Origin of the sequence: Gracilibacillus massiliensis (assembly GCF_001458115.1) — a bacterium.
Lineage (GTDB): Bacteria > Bacillota > Bacilli > Bacillales > Amphibacillaceae > Gracilibacillus > Gracilibacillus massiliensis.
The window spans coordinates 466,080-485,005 of sequence record NZ_CZRP01000013.1; the positions used below are offsets into that span (position 1 = coordinate 466,080).

The window sequence follows — 18,926 nt, forward strand, 5'->3', positions numbered from 1 at the left end:
CTTAGCTTTCATTAATAAATGAAAACTAAGTGGGGGTTTTTGTATTTTAACATATAGTCCCATCACTACTCTTCAATATATTTGTAAAAAAAAGACCTGATAATTGTGCAATAAATCACACTAAACTAAATGACTTTTCGATAAAATATATGGTACCACCCTATTAGAGGAGGTTACTATATGATCAGCAACGCACCATTTTTTCAACCAAGAGATTATCATAAAGATCCGTTTATCGTAATATGGGAAGTTACCCGTGCTTGTGCACTAAAATGCCTTCATTGTCGTGCAGATGCACAATATAAGCGGGACCCCAGAGAATTAAATATAAAAGAAGCGAAGACTCTTATTGATCAAATCCAATCGATGAATAATCCTCTCCTTGTTTTTACTGGAGGTGATCCGTTAGAACGTGACGATTTATTGGAGATTGTTCAATATGCAATAAAAAAAGGAGTAAGAGTGTCAATGACACCATCAGCAACTCCAAATGTAACTAAAAGTGTGATGAAAAAGGCAAAAGAAATTGGATTATCCAGGTGGGCTTTCAGTATTGATGGACCGAATCAAGAAATACATGACTTCTTCAGAGGAACAAAAGGGTCTTTTGATCGTACAATGGAAGCCATTCAATATTTACATGAACTAAATATGCCATTGCAAATCAATACAGTTATTTCTAACTATAATATCGACTACTTAGAGGAAATGAAGAAATTAATGGAGAAATTACAAGTGGTATTATGGAGTGTATTTTTCTTAGTTCCAGTTGGACGCGGACAAGACAAGGATATGATTTCACCGGCGGAACACGAAAAAGTTTTCCGTTGGTTATATACGACCTCTAAATCTGTCAATTTTGATATAAAAACGACAGCCGCTCAACATTACAGACGTGTCGTGTTACAACAAAAAGCTCGTGAACAAAAAATTGATAAAGATGATATGGCGTTTCAAAATGTGCTAATGGAAGGCGCAACAGGGACAGTGGATGGATTAGGACGTGCACCAAAAGGAGTTAATGATGGTAATGGATTTATCTTTATTTCTCATATTGGTGATGTTTACCCTAGTGGTCTATTACCGATAAAAGTAGGAAATGTGAAAGAACAAGCCTTACCAAAAATTTATCGTGAATCACCTATACTAAAAAAACTAAGGGATCCAGATCAATATAAAGGTAAATGTGGAGTATGTGAATTTCGGCACATCTGTGGTGGCTCACGTTCCAGAGCATATGCCGCAACTGGGGATTATTTAGAAAGTGAACCTTACTGTGTGTATATACCAAAAGCGATGCGTGAAAAGAAAAGGTAGTGCAAACTTATCCCACAAATCTTGAAAAAAGTCGGCAGTAATTAATAATTGTAAAAATAAGGTTTTAGTGATAAAATGACCATAGTCATAAATTGACTGAGGTCATTTTATTTAAGGGAGAGTAATTCCATGTTAAGAGAAGAAAGAAAAAAAGAACTTAAAAACCAAATATTTCTTAAATCCATTGAATTATTTAAGGAGTATGGTTATGAAAATGTTACAGTTGAAAAAATCGCATCGTCCTGTGGTATTGCTAAGGGAACCTTTTTTAATTATTTTCCAAAGAAAGAGCATGTATTGCTATATTTAGGCAATTCACAAAATGATTTTCTACAAGATATTGTTCAAAAATATCAGCATCTAAAAATCAAACAACAGCTCTTAAATATCTTCAAGGAACTTTTATCCGTTTACCTAAAAAATTCGGACCTTTTTAAACTCACCATTTCTGAAACCATTCGTTCTGCATTAAAAGATGAATCAACAAATATAAATGCTTTTAAAGAAACAATAACTGAAGTGATTGAAAAAGCGAAGCAAAATAACATTTTAAATACTCATTTTGCTTCAGGAACAATTTCTTCCGTACTCGTAGGAATCTATTTTAATACTTTAATCAATTGGTCTTTAAGTCAAGAGAAAAACGAAAGTATTATCACACTTTTTGAAAAGCAGTTTGAAGTAGTATGGGAGGGCATCGAATAATGGAACTAATATTGATCTATTTTGCAGTACTTATCTTAGTTTTAATAAGCATGTTACATGTTTATTGGGTGTTTGGCGGCAAATGGGGGATCAAAGCTGTAATACCTAAAGAAACGGCAGGCGGGTCCGCGTTTACACCTAAATGGTTTGAAACGTTGACTGTTGCACTAGGCTTACTCATTATGACATTTGTATTGTTAGCACAGAATAATTTAGTATCTTTTCTTTCCTCTAACATCTTTACGCAATGGGCCTGTATTCTTTTCACCTTTATATTCCTACTTAGAGCAATTGGCGATTTCAAGTATTTTGGGATTACAAAGAAAATAAAAAATACGACGTTTTCAAACTTCGATACAAAATTATACACTCCCCTTTGCATTTATCTAGGACTAATATTTATGATTTCATGGTTGTAGTAATGAAATTAAAACGCTCAGAGAGAGGTTCTTTTCCTCTTGGTTTGTCCAATATATTTGTTTATCGGACAAAGGAGCGTACTTTTTCTCTTGTTTTATCCGATATATTCGTTTATTGAACAAAAGGAGGGACTTTCCCTCTTGGTTTGTCCGATATATTCGTTTATCGGACAAAAGGAGGGTTCTTCTCCTCTCGTTTTGTCCGATATATTTGTTTATTGGACAAAAGGAGGGTTCTTCTTCTCTCGTTTTGTACGATATATTGTTTATTGGACAAAAGGAGGGTTCTTCTCCTCTCGTTTTGTACGATATATTTGTTTATTGGACAAAAGGAGGGTTCTTCTCCTCTTGTTTTGTCCGATATATTTGTTTATTGAACAAAAGGAGGGTTCTTCTCCTCTCGTTTTGTACGATATATTTGTTTATTGGACAAAAGGAGGGTTCTTCCCCTCTTGTTTTGTCCGATATATTTGTTTATTGGACAAAAGAGGGGTTCTTTTCACCTTGTTTGTCCGATAAACTAGACAATTTCTGAGCGTTTTGTTTACACTTATTTTATTTAAACGTTATTTAAATTTTCAATTAATTGATCCAGCATTTCATTGGTAAAGGCACCCATGCTAAAGTTCACCATTGCTCGAAGTGGCATGTTTTGCATCATCGCTTCCATCATTTCAGATGCATCACCTTCCTCTTCAGAGTGTTCCATATCACCAAAAGGATTGTTTTTCGACAACAACTCTTTCGCTATCGGAGCTAGTTTAGGATTACTTAAAAGGTCACCAACCAATGTATTGCGATGAACGGTAAAAGGTAATTCAACAGAACTTATCATCTTAATTTTTTCCTCTAATAAAATCTCTTGTGAGCTCGTTCCAACCATGATGTTGAAATCTCCTGTCTCAACATGCCAGTCAGAAATTTCTACATTATAGTAAGCAAATGCTCGTTTATCTAAGCTGAATGTAACTGTTTTTTCTTCTCCTGGTTCTAAATATATTTTTTCAAAACCTTTTAATTCTTTTAAAGGACGATTAACTGTACTCTCAAGGTCATTTACATATAACTGCACAACTTCTTTACCTGCAATATTCCCTGTATTTTTTACTTTAACGGAAACTTCTACATTATCGTTATCGCTGATTTCTTGTTGACTTACCTTTAGTTCGCTATAGTCAAAAGTGGTATAACTTAAACCATAACCAAACGGGAATAAAGGCTTGACATCTTTTGTGTCATAATAGCGGTAACCGACAAAAATACCTTCTTTGTATTCAACTTTGTCACCTTCTCCAGGGAAATTCAAGAAAGAAGGATTATCACTTAATTTTTCAGGGAACGTTTCTGCTAATCGACCACTCGGGTTTACTTTTCCAAATAATACATCTGCAACTGCTCCACCAAAAGCTTGTCCACCTAAGTAACTTTCTACAACACCTTTTACATTATCCAACCATGGCATTTCAATAGGTGCCCCGTTACTTAAAACAACTACTGTATTTGGTTGTACTTCAGCGACTGCTTCAATTAACAAACGTTGATTTTCAGGAATCTGCAAGTGATCTCGATCATACCCCTCTGACTCATAACGATCAGGTAATCCGGCAAAAACAACAGCAACTTCTGCATTCTTGGCTGCTTTTTGAGCTTTAATCACTTTTTGATCATCAACTTTGTCGGTTTCTACCTCATAACCTTCTTCAAATGTTGTAGTAGAGCTATACAATTTGATTTCATCTATGACACGATCTACTTTTGTCGGATTAATATGTGAACTACCACCACCTTGTATACGTGGTTTATCAGCAAAAGATCCAATAACTGCAATATTTGCATCTTTAGCCAAAGGTAAAACACTTTGTTCATTTTTTAATAAAACCATACCCTCTGCTGCTACTTTTCTAGCAAACTGATGATGAGCATCTTTGTCATAACCTGCATTTTCTTTTTTGTTAGAAATCGCTTTATCCACAATATTCAAGATACGTTCAACAGCTATATCTACCGTTTCTTCTTTCAATTCACCGTTTTGAACAGCTTCTATTATTTTCTTATCATTTACACCATTACTTGAAGGCATTTCTAGCTCAAGCCCTGCCTGTAAACCATCAACACGCTCATTAACAGCTCCCCAATCTGACACGACAAAGCCTTCAAATCCCCATTCATCTCTGAGAACTTCGGTTAAAAGTTTATGATTTTCAGCTGCATATTCACCATTTACCTTATTGTAAGCACACATGACAGTCCATGGATGACCTTTTTTAACTGCTTGTTCAAAACTTGCTAAATATATTTCTCGTAACGTACGCTCATCAATAATAGCATCTGTAGACATACGTCGATGCTCTTGATTATTTGCAGCAAAGTGTTTGAGTGATGTTCCTACACCTTGACTTTGTACACCATTAATATGGTTTGCTGCCATTTCTGAAGATAAGTAAGGGTCTTCTGAAAAATATTCAAAGTTTCTCCCACAAAGTGGTGACCGTTTAATATTTGCCCCAGGTCCTAACAACACGGCAACCTCTTCAGCTTGTGCTTCTTCCCCCAGTGCTACACCTACTTGATAGATGAGTTCTTTATCCCATGTACTAGCAAGTCCGACTGCTGATGGAAAGCAGGTAGCTGGTACGCTATTATAAATCCCCAAATGATCTGCACCCTCTGCCTGTTTTCTCAAGCCATGAGGGCCATCTGTTACCATTACAGATGGAATCTCCAACCTTTCAATACCTTTCAAATGCCAAAAATCCAATCCAGAACATAAACCTGCCTTCTCTTCTAATGTCATTTCTTTTATTTTATCTACATACCCTTGCATAAAATACCTCCTCTATTTGATACCGCTTACTTCATTATAATAGAATCACTCTATCTTTTATGGTATATTATTAAGATTTTTATAATAATTTTGATATTAATCTAACTAATTAATGATCTTAGCAAAAATGTCTGGGCATTAATATTTTTTTAAATTAAAACACCAAAAATGTATTATTGCGCAATATAAGGATACTGCTCAGTAGTAATCTTGACATAAAGTTTGTGCTTAACAACCGCTACGGCTTGTCCGCTTTCCTTTCCACGGGTTTTTCTCCTCAGCTAACTTTGGTAAGCAAAAGCCGCTTACCAAAGTGGATCTTCGAATAAAAACATCCCGTAGGAGTAAAAGCGGACGCCTACGCTAATTTGATATTTTACAACACTAGCATGAGGTAGCATTATGCCATTTCTCTCATGTGAAAAATTCATTGAATGGAGTAAAAGATCAAGATGCCATCTGTAACAGTACGTAGTAAAAATATATTAGCGCAGGCCGCCCACTTTCACTCCTGTGGTAACTTTTTACCTGAAGATCCACTTTTTCGAGCGATCTTTGCTTGGAAAAGTTAGCTGAAGGGAAAAAACCACGGAAAGGGAAGTGGGCAGCCGGAGCGGGTGTCTAGTACATCACTTATTTCAAAATTACTACTTTGGCTAATAGTTACTCATCAGTTATTGCGCAGTATTGTCCAACTACGCAAAAAAATCCAAACAATCGTTTGGATTTTTCTAATTATAAAGCTCTTTTTTTTCCAGCCTCTTTTAAGCTTCTTTTTTTAATACACCCATACCAACTAATATTACTTTAGAGTCGTTACTTAAATAATCTATCGCTTCTTTCTCCATTAGAAGATTCGGCTTTTCTTTAATAATCATCTTTATTCCTCGAACATCAAACTGTTCTGCATACATGTTAACTGCTCTAAGCGTCGCTAATTCTCTTTTATCTAAATTTCGATAACCAGATTCTTGACGCTTGATCATAAATTCTAAAATCTCTCTAGCATTATGATTTAAGACATGCTTTTTACTTTTTAGAAGTTCTATATTTTCTTCCATATACTTTCTAGCTGTGACTAAATCTAAATTTTCAGTAGCATGATTAATACTTTTTACAAGTTCACTGAATCGCACAGAAAATTCCTCCTTTCAAAATTATCATTAAATATAGGTATTATTGCATAAATAATATAACATATTTAGTTCAATATTACTATCATTTTTTGTCTTTTAATGTCGATTTTTCACACCGCTTTAAGACCGATCACTGATACAATAATAATGGTTAAGAAGAATAATCTTTTAGCATTCTTTGATTCATTATAGATAATTATACCTATTAAAGCTCCACCAGCTGCTCCAATACCTGTCCAGATAGCGTATGCTAAACTCATAGGTAATGACTTCAAAGCAATAGATAAAAAGACAAAACTTGCAGCAAAGCTAGATATCATCAGAATCATAGATATTTTTGATTTATCATGATGCCATTGATTCATCATCATCACAGCTAACATTTCAAATAACCCGGCTAAAATTAATACAAACCATTCCATTTATACTGAATCCTCCTTGGTATCTGATAACTTCAAACCAATCACACCAATCAACAGCAGTACAATAAGTCCTAATTTAGTCATACTTATGTCTTCTTGAAAAAATAACACACCAGAAATGACTGTACCCGCAGTCCCAAGCCCTACAAAAACCGCATAAACCGTCCCTACTGAGAGATTTTCGCCAGCCATAATAAGAAAATAAAAACTAATAAATATGGCTATTACCGTTCCAACCCATTCTAATGGTTGATCAGCATGTTTTAACCCGATCACCCATAAAACCTCAAAAAATGCAGCAACTATAATTTTGATCCATTCTTTTAACATGAACATTCTCCTTCCTTACAAATAAAAAAAGCCTAAGAGAAATTTAAATTCTCCCAGGCTTTTGTCCCTCCGTGTCACAGTATGACTGTGTGTTTTCTCTCGGACCAGACCAACTTACTGTTGCGGAACCCTAGAAAACTTTTTATTTAATTCATTTTTTTTCGTCTATTAACAGTATACCAAATTAAACTTCCAAATAAAATCAATAATACGCTAGATAACAACCAGTTGAAAATATTTGTAGACGTATCAGGTAACACCTTATTATCTTCGCTTATTTGTTGGTGATCAGTGCCTTGCTTCTCTTGCTTTTCTGCTAAGACACCATAAGTAGAAAAATGATTCACCATGGTAGTGACAACACTATCACTCACTTCTCCACCCTTGTTTTCCCAGTTATCTTTTTCCTCATTATAATAATAGATAGAAACATCTTCAGAATTAAAATCAGTATCATTATACCCTAATATTAATTGATATTCACCCGTATAGTCTTCGTATCCTTGAGGAAATGTGAAGTGAAAAGTGTATACATCTCCAGCTATCATTAATCCATCTAAGTTTACTGGATTTGCCTTTTTTATTATTAAAGTAGTTCCCTTGGGCAGGTCTTCAGGTAAAATCACTTTTGAATTCGAATTTTTGATATTAATCTCCATGTTTGCGGACACTTCTACTTTTTCATCAAATGATACTTCTTGTTCGTCCTCATCTGATGTTGGTTTATCAGTGTCTTCTTCCTCTTCGGTAATATCATCTTGGTCTTTTCCCTCATCCTGATCTGGAGATTCTTCACCAGGTTCTCCAGGATTCTCGCCTGGATTTTCATCGTCTGAACCATCATCTGGTTCCTCTCCAGGTTCTTCGGGTTCCTCTTCATCTGGATCAATTGTATAAGGATCCCAACCTTTTAATACATTTTGAACTGTCCAATCCGCTGCTTCTTCATCTGACAACTGGCGACGGGATGCATTAATGACGGCACCAGGTCCTTCATTCTCATACTCATATAATCTTGCGTCTTCAGGTTGTAATCCGCTCATAGAGGTCCAACCTTCATCTTTAATATGTGCTCCTAGTTCACTTTCCATAATTACGACACTGGCTCTAGCATTTGGATTACCTCCAGCAGGCCATGGTCTTCCCAAATAAACCGTTCCATCAGCAGCATCACTAGTAAATGTACTATCTTTAATCAACATACCGTATTGCTCTGATAATAAGGTGCTAGCCGCTGTAATGTACCCATTATTAGAATCTGATCCTCGATCCAATGAGTGAATAATCGAATCTTCAATGACGATACTTGCACCACCAAAAATGAAATCAACGTCCCCTTCAATATAGACATCACGATAATATTGAGTGCCAGAATGGGTATACAACGTATCCTGATTCCCAATAAAACGAATATTTTTGAAGTATTGCCTATCTCCACTCGCATAGACTGCCACCGCTTGTTTACCTTCAACATCCATCGACTCATCGAAGGAATTCTCCAGTGTGAGATTTTCGATTTTCAGATCATCCGCCCGTAAATATACGCTTGCACTTCCACTTGTACCTAAAGTTCCACCAACACCATTATCTCTTCCAGCATAATTATCGTACGTGATAACAGTTGTTGTCTCATCTTCACCAAGTAGTGTAATAAATGGTTTATTCGTTGGTACAGTGACCACTTCTTTATAGGTACCTTCTTTTATTAAAATGGTGACCGGATGTTTGTTATTGTCTGGAACCGCATCTATCGCTGATTGAACTGTCTCATAATCTCCTGAACCATCTTTAGCTACAATTATCTGGCTTTCAATTTGTTCCATTTGCTTCGTCTGCCCTTCTAACACTTTCACTTGATCTTCGGTTAATGTGTTGCCGTTCACGTCTGCTGATTTGTTTCCAATTACACGAACAAATACTTGATCTTCATAGTTACCGGTTGTCTGGGCAATTTCTAGTAATTGTGTTGCCCAATGTCCACCCCATGAGTAACCATTTCGTCTTTCTGCTTCTATTTCCACGATGTCGTGTTTTATCACACCATCTCGACCAGAAAAAATCGGTTTGTTTGTGCCAATTTCGTAGAAACGATACCAAGCAGTAGAATTTTCATCCTCTACAAAGTATTCATTATTTGGATCCCCACTCACATATCTGATTCCTTCCAGTTTCACCTCATCCAACCATTCCAGTCCTGCCAAAACTGCTTGTTCAATTTCTTCTGTTTGTGGTTGGGTCATCAAATATCGTATAATCCCAACTGACTCCTGTCCTGAGATAGAAGGATGTTCATAACTTCGTGCTCCTCTTGGTTCATACGTATATGGATCATGCTGAGCACACCAAGCAGTTAGCTCACCATCGACTTCAATTTGTGCCTCTAGAATATAATCTACGGCATGATCTATAGAAGCTTTTGTTTTTATAACATCCGCTTCACTTATTAAGTCATCATTGAATGGATATCGTTGCTCTGCTACAAGTTCCATTAGTTCTAACACATTAATCATTGCTTCATCATTAAAAGTCACATAGTCCGAGTAATTTCCTCTTCTAGGATATACTTGTGCAAATCCGCCTGTATCATATTGAAGGTCAAACAAAAATTCTAAACCTTTCTCCACACTATCTTTGTACTTAGGATCCTTTGTCTCCTGGTACACTTGCGCAATATATAACAATTCAGAAATAGTCGCATCATTATCAATCGTACCTAATTCTTCACCATCTTCTACCCATTCAGAACGCGATTCTTCGCCATCCCATGGACGCGTATAGATATGGGACCAATTTTTTGTCCACCCGCCATGCTCCATTTGCCAAGTCAACAAGTTATCCGCTTCTTCGATCGCTGTATCTAGATCTCCTGAAAACCTTGTTTCCTCAGTTTCTAACGGATATTCCGCATACTCATTCCATTCATCTTGACTATGCATGACAATTACCGTCTGTCCAAAACGGTTCGTTGCTTTAGCTGCTTTGTCTATTCTTAAATTTTGAAAGTCTGGTGACAATAATTCCAATTTTCGAGTAGGTACTACTACATCCAAGTCCGAATAGGAAAATTCGTCGAAAGTACCGTTAAGTGTTACTACTAACACATTATTGGATATCGCATGTACGCCTGCTATATCTACTGTATCTTGCTCACTATCTACAGTAGTTATTAGTTCTTTTGCTTCTCCCCATGTCAGGGCTTGTTCAGAAGATCTTTCATATTGTTCTCCTGTCACTTCTTTCATAAGCTGGATTGCTTCGTTCCATGTAATTGATTCTTCAGGATAAATATTGCCATTTTCTACAAGATCATCTGCATAACCTAATTTATTTGTTGTTTCTAAAACATAGCTATACCATTCTTCACTAGAAGTCTCCCAAATATCTTCATTGTTACTGGATACTTTAAATTCTTCTTCATGCACTACCCCTAAGGCTTGATTGACCATAGCAAAAAATGCAAGTCTCGAAATCGATTCTTCTTCATCTGGCAGAGTATCTGCAACAATGCCAAGTTCTTTCATTTTTTTCAGTAAGACACCACCTGCTACCTCTTCTACTTCTGTCTCCTCAACGTCAATCGGTCCTTGATCATCGGAAGAAGAGGTGTTATGGACACGTAAATGATCAATATTAGCACCCCCACTCGGTCCAACTCCAGTAGCACGAATTTTATTCTCTCCTGTTTGAAGTTCCGCCGTCATGGTTGTATATTGCCATGCTGCCCAATCACCAGTTGGATTAAATTCCAATTCCGCTTCCACCACTTCGTCATTTACTTTAATTTCTGCCGGACGTTCATCAGTTCCACCATGTCCATATCTAAAATCTAATGAATATACTCCTTCAACCGGAACATTAACTGTCCATTCTACCCAACTACCAGGTGCATTAGGGGCATAATCAATAAATCCGGTTCCAGTAAAGCCAGCATGTTTATTATCAATAATGACCGTCTCTGGTTCCAGCTCTGCTTCTTCTGCTTCAAAAATTTGATCATATTCGATATATACCTTTAAATGATCAATATTTGCACCACCACTTGCTCCTACTCCGGTCGCACGAATGACATTTTCTCCTTCTGTTAAGGTTACTTTTGTCGAAGTATATTCCCAGGTTGCCCAACCTCCAGTAGGATCAAATGGCAATTCTTCCTCTATTACTTCACCATTTACAAGAATTTCAGCAGGTCGCAAATCGGTACCTCCATGCGCATAACGAAAATCTAATGTATACTCTCCATCCGCTGGCACATCCAATGTCCACTCGATCCATCCACCAGGGGCATTTGGCTTATAATCAACAAAACCATCTCCTGTAAATCCAACATGCTGATTGTCAATAATAGCATCACTTATCTCCGCATTTTCTGCTTCATAAATTACTCCTGTTCCATCCTCGACAGGTTCTGTTGGCGGTTCCACCGGATCTGTAGGTTCGTCTTCAGGCAATTGACCGGTTATTTTTATATCATCTAAATAATGACCTTTCATCCCACTATTTGGAGTAAAAGACTCGATGAAATTCACTTTTGTTCCTGATTGATTTAATGCTGCTTCCTCTAACTTTAACTCATCGTCAATATATACATTGGCATATTGCTGATCTAGATCTATTTCTACTTTTATTTGATACCATTTTTCTTCCTCTAATTCTATTAAAGGTTGATAATGATCACCTGTTCGATAGGTGATATGATTGTCTTTTGTTTCGATAATTACAGGTGTAGCATCCCCTTTAACTCTCATTACTTTTGTAGAGCTAGTATAGCTTGGTTGCATAAACTTCATCTCTGCAGTAACAACACCTTCTACATCTTCAAAATTTTTACTTAAAATAACATTTGTATCATCACTTGTATCATTTAAGAAAACACTTTTATTTTCTGAAGATGGGATTTCTTTTACCCTTACAGTACCTCCACCTTCTGAAACCGTAACACTTGAAGGTACTTCATCAACTAGCTCTTCATTAAAATCTGTTTCGAATACAGTAGTTCCTACAGGAGGTGTTTCTACTTCCACTTCCTCCATATGTGAAATTCGAATGTCATCCAAATAATGTCCTAATGCTTTACTACCAGGGGTAAATGATTCAAAAAAGTTAATTTGAGAAGCATCTTCGTAAAGGTTTGCACCTTCTATTTTTAGTTCTTCATCAATATAAATATTTACCGTTTTTTCTTCTAAATTAACTTCCGCTTTTATGTTATACCATTGCCCTTCTTCTACCTCTACTAGATTTTCATACGAATCATCGCTGTTTCTGTATGCGATGAACCCATCTTTTGTCTCAAGAATAACCGAAGTAACATCACCTTTAAGACGCATTACTTTTGTTGAACTTGTATAGCTTGGTTGCATAAACTTCATTTCAATCGTGACCTGGTTCGTTAAATCCTCAAAACTCTTTGATACTTGAACATCATCACTTTCACTTGTGTCTTCTAAAAATACACTTTTATTTTCCGCATCTGGAGTTTCCGCAATTGCTACGGTTCCACCATCTTCTGAAACATCAAAATCAGTTGGTGCTTGACCTGTCGTATTATCATTAAAGTCATCCTCAAAAATAACAACGTTGTTAAAATTAGGATCAGCTTTAACTAATGTAAGTGGCATCGATGAAAATACGGTTGTCAATGTAAGCATAAAAATAATAAACAAATAACTGATTCGTTTTAGCTTCATATACTCTCGTCCTTCCTGAATTTAATTGGACATCCTTCGCCATAGAACTAAGACTTCATTTTATTCTATTAATCACTCCCTACGTTTTTCTTCACGGTATTGTTTTGGTGTTATCTGAAGCTGTTGTTTAAAACACCTAATAAAATTGGAAGATGTTGAAAAACCGACGTTAGCCGCAATTTCTGTTACTGGTATAGTCGTTTCAACTAGTAATTTCTTTGCCTCGTACATTCTTCTTTCTAAAATGTATTGATGTATCGTTAAGCCAAATTCCTTTTTAAAAAAATGACACAAATAGTATTTATTGAAATGTAACTTGTCAGCTAGTTCATTTAATTGCCATGAAGTGTCCCAAATTAAATTTATTTCTCTTAAAATTTTTTCTTGCAGTCTTATTTCATTACTGTTCCCTGTAATAGCTGATGAGTGATCATATGTAGTGTGTACTTCTCTACCTAAGAAAAGCAACAATTCTGTTAGATAGAGGCTTAAGGCATTCTTTTGTTGCCATTTATGTTGATTCATGTCTTCTTTTAATAATTGATGAATAATATGATGGAATGTTTCCTCATGCCATTGCCTTTTTAGATGTAGTAAACGATGGGGGACAGTAGAATGATCTAACAACTGTTTAAAGGCCGTAAAAATAGGTTGTTCAAAAGAATAAAAAGCATCGGTGAACATGATCATCACGCGATCATATGGTGCTTCCTCTAGCAAACGAACTCGATGAAAATCAGAGCTCCGAAAAAATAAAACATCGTCTTTTCTAACGTGATAAACCTTTTCTTCAAAAATGAATTTTGCTTCTCCATTTCTTACCCATACGATTTCATAACCTGGATGTGCATGAAAATCTCTTATCGTTTTATTGTCATTCTTATGTTGGATGGTGAACTCAGGAACGTCTACTCTCTTCTTTAACATTTGCAGATTTTGAACCAACCTCCTACCACCTTCCTACTAATTATAGAAAACGTTTTCATTTTGATTATATCATATTAAATTCCTAATCTAATAGCTAATTATTGTTGAAATTATATTCCTATATTGCTATGTAACCAAAAATGGCTAGAACTTATCTAGCCATTTTCATCTTTCTTTATCTGTGTTTTACGTTCTTTATACCATTGATGATAAAAACGGACCACTTCAATAGGAACGTCTACGATCGTTTCCGTATGAACAGGCGTTGAGCGATTCATCATTTGAAGCGTAGCAGCACCAAATAACTTTTGTAACAGAGATTGAGAGGTTGCTATTTCTATTATTCTCTGTCTTTTAGTAACAAACATTTGAGTCGTTAGGCCACCTTGCCACCATTGTACCTGTTCCTCATCGATCCTATATTTCGTATGGACGTAATCCAATATACGCTGAAGGATAATTAATCCCAATAATACGAATGAATATATCCACCAAGCTATATCGATATCAAAAGGTTTTGGTTTGAAATAAATTAGAAGTGCCGTAGCAATCAACCAAACATAACTGGGTCGTAATAATTTTACTAGTAGTGCCTTTTTAGGTAATCGAGTCATATTCGTTTTTAATTGATATTCTGGTAACAACTGCTCAATTAAGGAATATGCTTGGGAAATCGGTAAAAATGGATATAGCGAATTGACATTTACATTATCATCATTAGCACCCGGACTTGCCGAACTAATTAACGTCACTTCAGTCAATCCAAATAACCGTTTCATAAAAGTTTGTCTCATTTGTAACCCTTGGACTTTACGTTTCTCAATTGCAAAGTTACTTTCATTTAGAATACCTCTATCGATATAAATATACCGTTCATTTGAAGAGATTTTATATTTCCCAAAACGTGCAAACGTTCTGATTACACCAAATGATACCGCGATAATCACTGCGATTAGACTTAATAAAAAAATTAACCATTTACTTTGTAAAAAACTTTCACCAAAACCTTCAAGCTTTGGCAGAAAAGGTTCCACGTAATCATATAACCCCGCTGTTATTGGTATAATCGCCAAAAAACTTAAAGAAGTAAAACTGGCTTTCCACAATTCACGCTTGGTTGGTTCAAAATGAATAGTCTTAAACTCTTTCGTTTCTTGATCTGGCTCAACTCTTTCTTCTGATTCAGCTTTATTATCTGTCTCATCCGTATTCTCTGCCTCATCCTTCTGAACAAGATTTGTTAAAAAAGATGCATGTTTCTTTGTCACTACATCAAATTTAATGGTATCATCAGCCCCATCCATTGCTGTTTCAAAAGAGACCGAGGTGAAGCGAAATATTTTATGGAAGAGGGTAGTTTGTCTTGTAACATTTTGAATTTTATTGAAAGGAATCGTACTCACATTTCTGACAAAGACCCCTTTCTTAAGATGAAAAGCCTGCTTATCCCATTGATATGTTTCCTTCCACCAACTAACTGTTATGTAGAGAATTCGTAAAATAATGAAAACAATATAAGCATATCGACCATATTCATAGAGCCAGAAATCTGATCGACCCTGAATCACATACAAAATAATGATAATAAAGAAACTATTTTTTATAAGTTGATATAATTTAAAAAGTATCGTTAATGGATGGTATCTCATTATTCATCTACTTCCTTTAACCTTGCTGAGATTGCGATCTTTTCTCTAACTTCTAGAGCAATAGGCTCTTCTAAGGCAGGAATCTCATGAGAGGAACCCATCGTTTCTACTTTTATTGCTCTCAAATGATATTTCCTCAAGATCGGTCCTTGACTGGTAGATACGGATTGAATCTTGGTCATAGGAACTGTCACCCATTGTTTCTTTAAGATACCATATGTAAGCTGTAAATAATTCTCATCAATTTGATATCGCCAACTTCTGTATAAATATTTCGGTTCAATCAAACTCCATATCGTCCCTAAAATTGTAAAAACAAACACTCCCCACAAAATCCAACCAATCCATTTTGGCCATTCAAAATAAGCATCTGCTCCAAATAAGACACCTAGCACAATAAAACCAATTATATTTCCAATCGTTTCAGAAATCATTCTCACTTTTGGCATATCGGCAGCTAATTTGTGCTCTAATTTTAATTCATTCATCTACAACATCCTCTATTTTTCTTGATCTCTATTTTAATATACAAAATTTTCATAATAATGTGAACCTATAAAAAATGAAAAAGGAAAAGCAGTACGCTTTAGTACATTAGACGCCTTATGTAAGGCATTAGATTGCCAGCCCGGAGATCTATTAGAATACATAGAGGAATCCTGACAAACAAAACCGGGCAATCGCCCGGTTTTGTTTATTCATTAGTAAATTTTTTATTTTTTCTTAGCACTACTAAAACCATTCCTAAGATTAATAGTAGACCACCTATTAAGAGAATCGTATACATATTTGTAGCAGTATCTGGTAAAGTATTATTTTTTATATCGGTTTTTGGCGTTTCACCGTTATCTTCATTTATAGGCTCTGAGCTGATATCTTCATTTTGAGAGGGTTGTCGATTATCATCGTTACTTTCCGTATCTTTCTCTAACAAATCTTTAGGTTCAAATACGGTAAAAGTACTAAAATGATTTGTTTCTGCTTCAATCCAGCCATCTGAGATTTCACCACCAATTTTTTCCCACTTTTCTGTACTATCTTTCCAATTGTAAATTTTTAAATTATCATTGTGCTCTGCTAATTTAAAGGAGAGCGTAACTGGTGATTCAAAAGATGTAATAGACTGATTTGCTTGAACAAATTCAAAATCAAATAGATCAGAACGTGCAAATTCAGCGTTTTCTATACTCTTTTCATCTAGCTGTTCAATTGTTAATGTTACATCTTCCTCTGCAGAAAAAGATGTTAAGTCAAATGCAAGATGGACGTCTTCTTTCTGAACTTTAACAGTAACATCTTTATCTTTTAATAGTTGTAATTGTTCCGCTGAGATAATAATATTATCGATAGAATCATTGTTATTAGGAACATTTAGAATTAATTCTCCCATATTATCTAAATAGATTACGTCTGTTTCAAATACCAGATTGTCACCGTCAGTTTGTAATTCTTCAGTTATAGTATTTGCTAATCGTTTTACATGAACAACATAGCTTGAACTTGATCCATCCTCTGCAACTGCTTCGATGATCACTTCATTATCACCTACATCAAGAGGCACACCTTTACCTGGATCATTTCCATTAACGAACACATTCGTATTAGCTGAATTAGCGATAGCTGAAAAATGTATGTTTTTTACTTGATTGGAAACTTCGAATTGATATTCGAACGTATCAGAAGAAAAACCAGGTCTTAGTTTTCCATGATCAACCGTTAATTCGGAAATCGTAGAATCGGATGACACACCTAATTCATAAGCAGCAATCGTTCCACTTACTTCATGTGCTGCTAATAGGATAGACTTACCTGTTGGACTGTGATTTTCAGGAATAAACGTTAATCCTTCAGGGGCAACGTCACCACTAGCCAATGTAACCTTTTCATCTTCCCCATTAAAATTTCGTGAAGAAAAATAATTTTCAAATTGGGGAGAAGTAGGATTTGTTAAATCATAAACCATGATTCCACCTTGTCGTTCTAAACCGATAAACGCATAGTTGGTCCCGTTCACTTTTCCGGTTATAACACTTTCAGGCTCAACACCTTTATCATCACTTCTGGATTCAAACGTATCCTCATCATTATTACTATGAAAATAATCTGGTTGAAATGCTGCTATTTTATTTTCAAAGTCTGATCCACTGTCATATACTAAATCTAATGAATCTGCGTCCCAAATAGAGAAGGATCGACCTCCATAGCCGTATATTGCTTCATATTTCCCTTCTTCATTTACTGGATGTGAAATAGAAGTCTTTAACCTACCTAATTGTTCATTATCAAATAAACCATTATCCACTAACTGGTCTAATTCTTCTTGTGTATAACCATCATAAAGGTCTGCATTAAGCTGATAATCGTCGATCAAGTCTTCTACTCTTTCTTCCTCTGAGAAGCCATCCCAATCTTGAGCATCTCCTTCATTTGCTGTTAAAATATAGCTCTTTCCTTCTATATTTATAATATCCATACCATCTGGTTGATAGATTGAAAGAACAGGCCAATTGCGAATATTAATCGTATCATCTTTATCAGAAGCATCGAGCTTGTTTTGACCTAATGAAAAGTCTTTATAACCTAGACTTTTAACTGTCAGAAATTTACCTGTTTCTATGTCAAGCTTAGCTATAGCGTTTGACTCCTGTAAAACAACATACCCATACTGACTCGCTTCATCTACTACGATATATTCTGGTTCTAAGTCCTCTGGATAAGAACTGTCAGGATGTACTTTTCGAACATCGTCTTCTACTATTTCGTTCGTAAATCTTGCAGTTTCAGTTGACAATTCTTCACCCTTTTTAATACCATTCGAGATATCTATAATCGATACAGTACCTTCTGGATTAATTGCATAATCTTCACTTGGTTCACCTTCATTGGCAACCAATACTTTATCACCATCTGGCGTAATCGTTACCATATCTGGTAAAGCACCTACTTCAACAGAGGTTAACACGTCACCCTCCGTAGAAAGAAAAACAATATGGCCATTCTCGACTTTATTTTCTGCTGGTACGGATACAGCAATAAATCTACTTTCTTGATCAATCGTAACACTTGTTAAATCTCCTGCATCAACATCAAAATCACTGAGCTTAATTTTTTTCACTAAAGGGATTTCGGTATCACCATTGGCTAAAACTGATAAATCAATAATGTCTAACGTTTTCTCTGATCCATTCACAGAATAGCCATAATATGTATTAGGATCATAAGCAACTATTTCTGTTCCTCCATCATCAATAGGGGCTTTACTTGCATAACGTCCTAACCATTCGATTGCTAATGCCTGATCTTTTTCAGAATAATAATTTAAATCTTCAGCTGCAATAGTCGTTGATGGTGTTAATGTAGATAACATAAGAAGAAATGACAAAATTAGTACTTTAGACAACGAATTCTTCATTATTCCACTCCTTTTTCAATATTCACTCACTATTCTATCTATATTTCATTAAGGTACTTTGTATGGAATGTTAATAAATTGTAAATTAATAATTCAAA

12 protein-coding genes, 1 pseudogene and 1 riboswitch are annotated in these 18,926 nt (G+C 35.5%); of the genes and pseudogenes, 4 read left to right on the top strand and 9 right to left on the bottom strand.

All coding sequences use genetic code 11. The annotated features are described in order from the left end of the window. The first annotated feature begins 180 nt into the window (after window positions 1-180). From BN3107_RS14625 to BN3107_RS14635, 3 genes are all read left to right on the top strand, one after another. On the top strand, window positions 181-1,317 hold the full coding sequence (locus BN3107_RS14625) for a TIGR04053 family radical SAM/SPASM domain-containing protein (RefSeq protein WP_058308379.1): 1,137 nt from the start codon (window positions 181-183) through the stop codon (window positions 1,315-1,317). A gap of 129 nt (window positions 1,318-1,446) precedes the next feature. After that, window positions 1,447-2,022, top strand: a complete 576-nt coding sequence (locus tag BN3107_RS14630; protein ID WP_058308380.1) for a TetR/AcrR family transcriptional regulator — start codon at window positions 1,447-1,449, stop codon at window positions 2,020-2,022. Then, on the top strand, window positions 2,022-2,441 hold the full coding sequence (locus BN3107_RS14635) for a DUF3995 domain-containing protein (RefSeq protein ID WP_058308381.1): 420 nt from the start codon (window positions 2,022-2,024) through the stop codon (window positions 2,439-2,441). Before BN3107_RS14630 ends, BN3107_RS14635 begins: the two co-directional genes overlap by 1 nt. 559 nt (window positions 2,442-3,000) lie before the next feature. On the opposite strand, the gene BN3107_RS14640 is transcribed toward BN3107_RS14635, so the two are convergent. From BN3107_RS14640 to BN3107_RS14675, 8 genes are all read right to left on the bottom strand, one after another. Continuing rightward, window positions 3,001-5,265 carry a glycoside hydrolase family 3 C-terminal domain-containing protein gene (locus tag BN3107_RS14640; protein ID WP_058308382.1) on the bottom strand — a complete coding sequence of 755 codons (2,265 nt, stop codon included), beginning with the start codon at window positions 5,263-5,265 and terminating at the stop codon, window positions 3,001-3,003. A 764-nt stretch (window positions 5,266-6,029) separates the two neighbouring features. Then, window positions 6,030-6,401, bottom strand: a complete 372-nt coding sequence (locus BN3107_RS14645; RefSeq protein WP_058308383.1) for a hypothetical protein — start codon at window positions 6,399-6,401, stop codon at window positions 6,030-6,032. Between the two features lie 110 nt (window positions 6,402-6,511). Next, window positions 6,512-6,823 carry a DMT family transporter gene (locus BN3107_RS14650; protein ID WP_058308384.1) on the bottom strand — a complete coding sequence of 104 codons (312 nt, stop codon included), beginning with the start codon at window positions 6,821-6,823 and terminating at the stop codon, window positions 6,512-6,514. Next, on the bottom strand, window positions 6,824-7,153 hold the full coding sequence (locus BN3107_RS14655) for a DMT family transporter (protein WP_058308385.1): 330 nt from the start codon (window positions 7,151-7,153) through the stop codon (window positions 6,824-6,826). A gap of 48 nt (window positions 7,154-7,201) precedes the next feature. Beyond that, window positions 7,202-7,298, bottom strand: a riboswitch (guanidine-I (ykkC/yxkD leader). A gap of 1 nt (window position 7,299) precedes the next feature. After that, a complete protein-coding gene (gene pelA / locus BN3107_RS20025) occupies window positions 7,300-12,840 on the bottom strand; it encodes a pectate lyase (RefSeq protein ID WP_077065135.1) in 5,541 nt (1,846 codons plus the stop codon). A gap of 72 nt (window positions 12,841-12,912) precedes the next feature. Continuing rightward, window positions 12,913-13,785 carry an AraC family transcriptional regulator gene (locus tag BN3107_RS14665; RefSeq protein ID WP_058308386.1) on the bottom strand — a complete coding sequence of 291 codons (873 nt, stop codon included), beginning with the start codon at window positions 13,783-13,785 and terminating at the stop codon, window positions 12,913-12,915. A gap of 137 nt (window positions 13,786-13,922) precedes the next feature. After that, a complete protein-coding gene (locus tag BN3107_RS14670; RefSeq protein WP_077065136.1) occupies window positions 13,923-15,416 on the bottom strand; it encodes a PH domain-containing protein in 1,494 nt (497 codons plus the stop codon). Then, the gene (locus tag BN3107_RS14675) at window positions 15,416-15,904 is read right to left on the bottom strand and encodes a PH domain-containing protein (RefSeq protein ID WP_058308388.1); all 489 of its coding nucleotides are present in this window, start codon (window positions 15,902-15,904) and stop codon (window positions 15,416-15,418) included. The genes BN3107_RS14670 and BN3107_RS14675 overlap by 1 nt, the downstream gene beginning before the upstream one ends. A gap of 67 nt (window positions 15,905-15,971) precedes the next feature. Here BN3107_RS14675 and BN3107_RS19475 point away from each other — a divergent pair. Further along, window positions 15,972-16,079, top strand: a pseudogene (locus BN3107_RS19475) (helix-turn-helix domain-containing protein); the annotation flags it as partial. A gap of 31 nt (window positions 16,080-16,110) precedes the next feature. Here the strand turns inward: BN3107_RS19475 and BN3107_RS14680 are convergent. Next, window positions 16,111-18,828 carry a choice-of-anchor I family protein gene (locus tag BN3107_RS14680; RefSeq protein WP_058308389.1) on the bottom strand — a complete coding sequence of 906 codons (2,718 nt, stop codon included), beginning with the start codon at window positions 18,826-18,828 and terminating at the stop codon, window positions 16,111-16,113. Window positions 18,829-18,926 lie beyond the last annotated feature (98 nt).

Coding starts and splice junctions, on each gene's coding strand:
- pelA (WP_077065135.1), bottom strand. CDS start 12,840: ATGAAGCTAAAACGAATCAGTTATTTGTTTATTATTTTTATGCTTACA.
- BN3107_RS14675 (WP_058308388.1), bottom strand. CDS start 15,904: ATGAATGAATTAAAATTAGAGCACAAATTAGCTGCCGATATGCCAAAA.
- BN3107_RS14670 (WP_077065136.1), bottom strand. CDS start 15,416: ATGAGATACCATCCATTAACGATACTTTTTAAATTATATCAACTTATA.
- BN3107_RS14655 (WP_058308385.1), bottom strand. CDS start 7,153: ATGTTAAAAGAATGGATCAAAATTATAGTTGCTGCATTTTTTGAGGTT.
- BN3107_RS14680 (WP_058308389.1), bottom strand. CDS start 18,828: ATGAAGAATTCGTTGTCTAAAGTACTAATTTTGTCATTTCTTCTTATG.
- BN3107_RS14630 (WP_058308380.1), top strand. CDS start 1,447: ATGTTAAGAGAAGAAAGAAAAAAAGAACTTAAAAACCAAATATTTCTT.
- BN3107_RS14625 (WP_058308379.1), top strand. CDS start 181: ATGATCAGCAACGCACCATTTTTTCAACCAAGAGATTATCATAAAGAT.
- BN3107_RS14650 (WP_058308384.1), bottom strand. CDS start 6,823: ATGGAATGGTTTGTATTAATTTTAGCCGGGTTATTTGAAATGTTAGCT.
- BN3107_RS14635 (WP_058308381.1), top strand. CDS start 2,022: ATGGAACTAATATTGATCTATTTTGCAGTACTTATCTTAGTTTTAATA.
- BN3107_RS14640 (WP_058308382.1), bottom strand. CDS start 5,265: ATGCAAGGGTATGTAGATAAAATAAAAGAAATGACATTAGAAGAGAAG.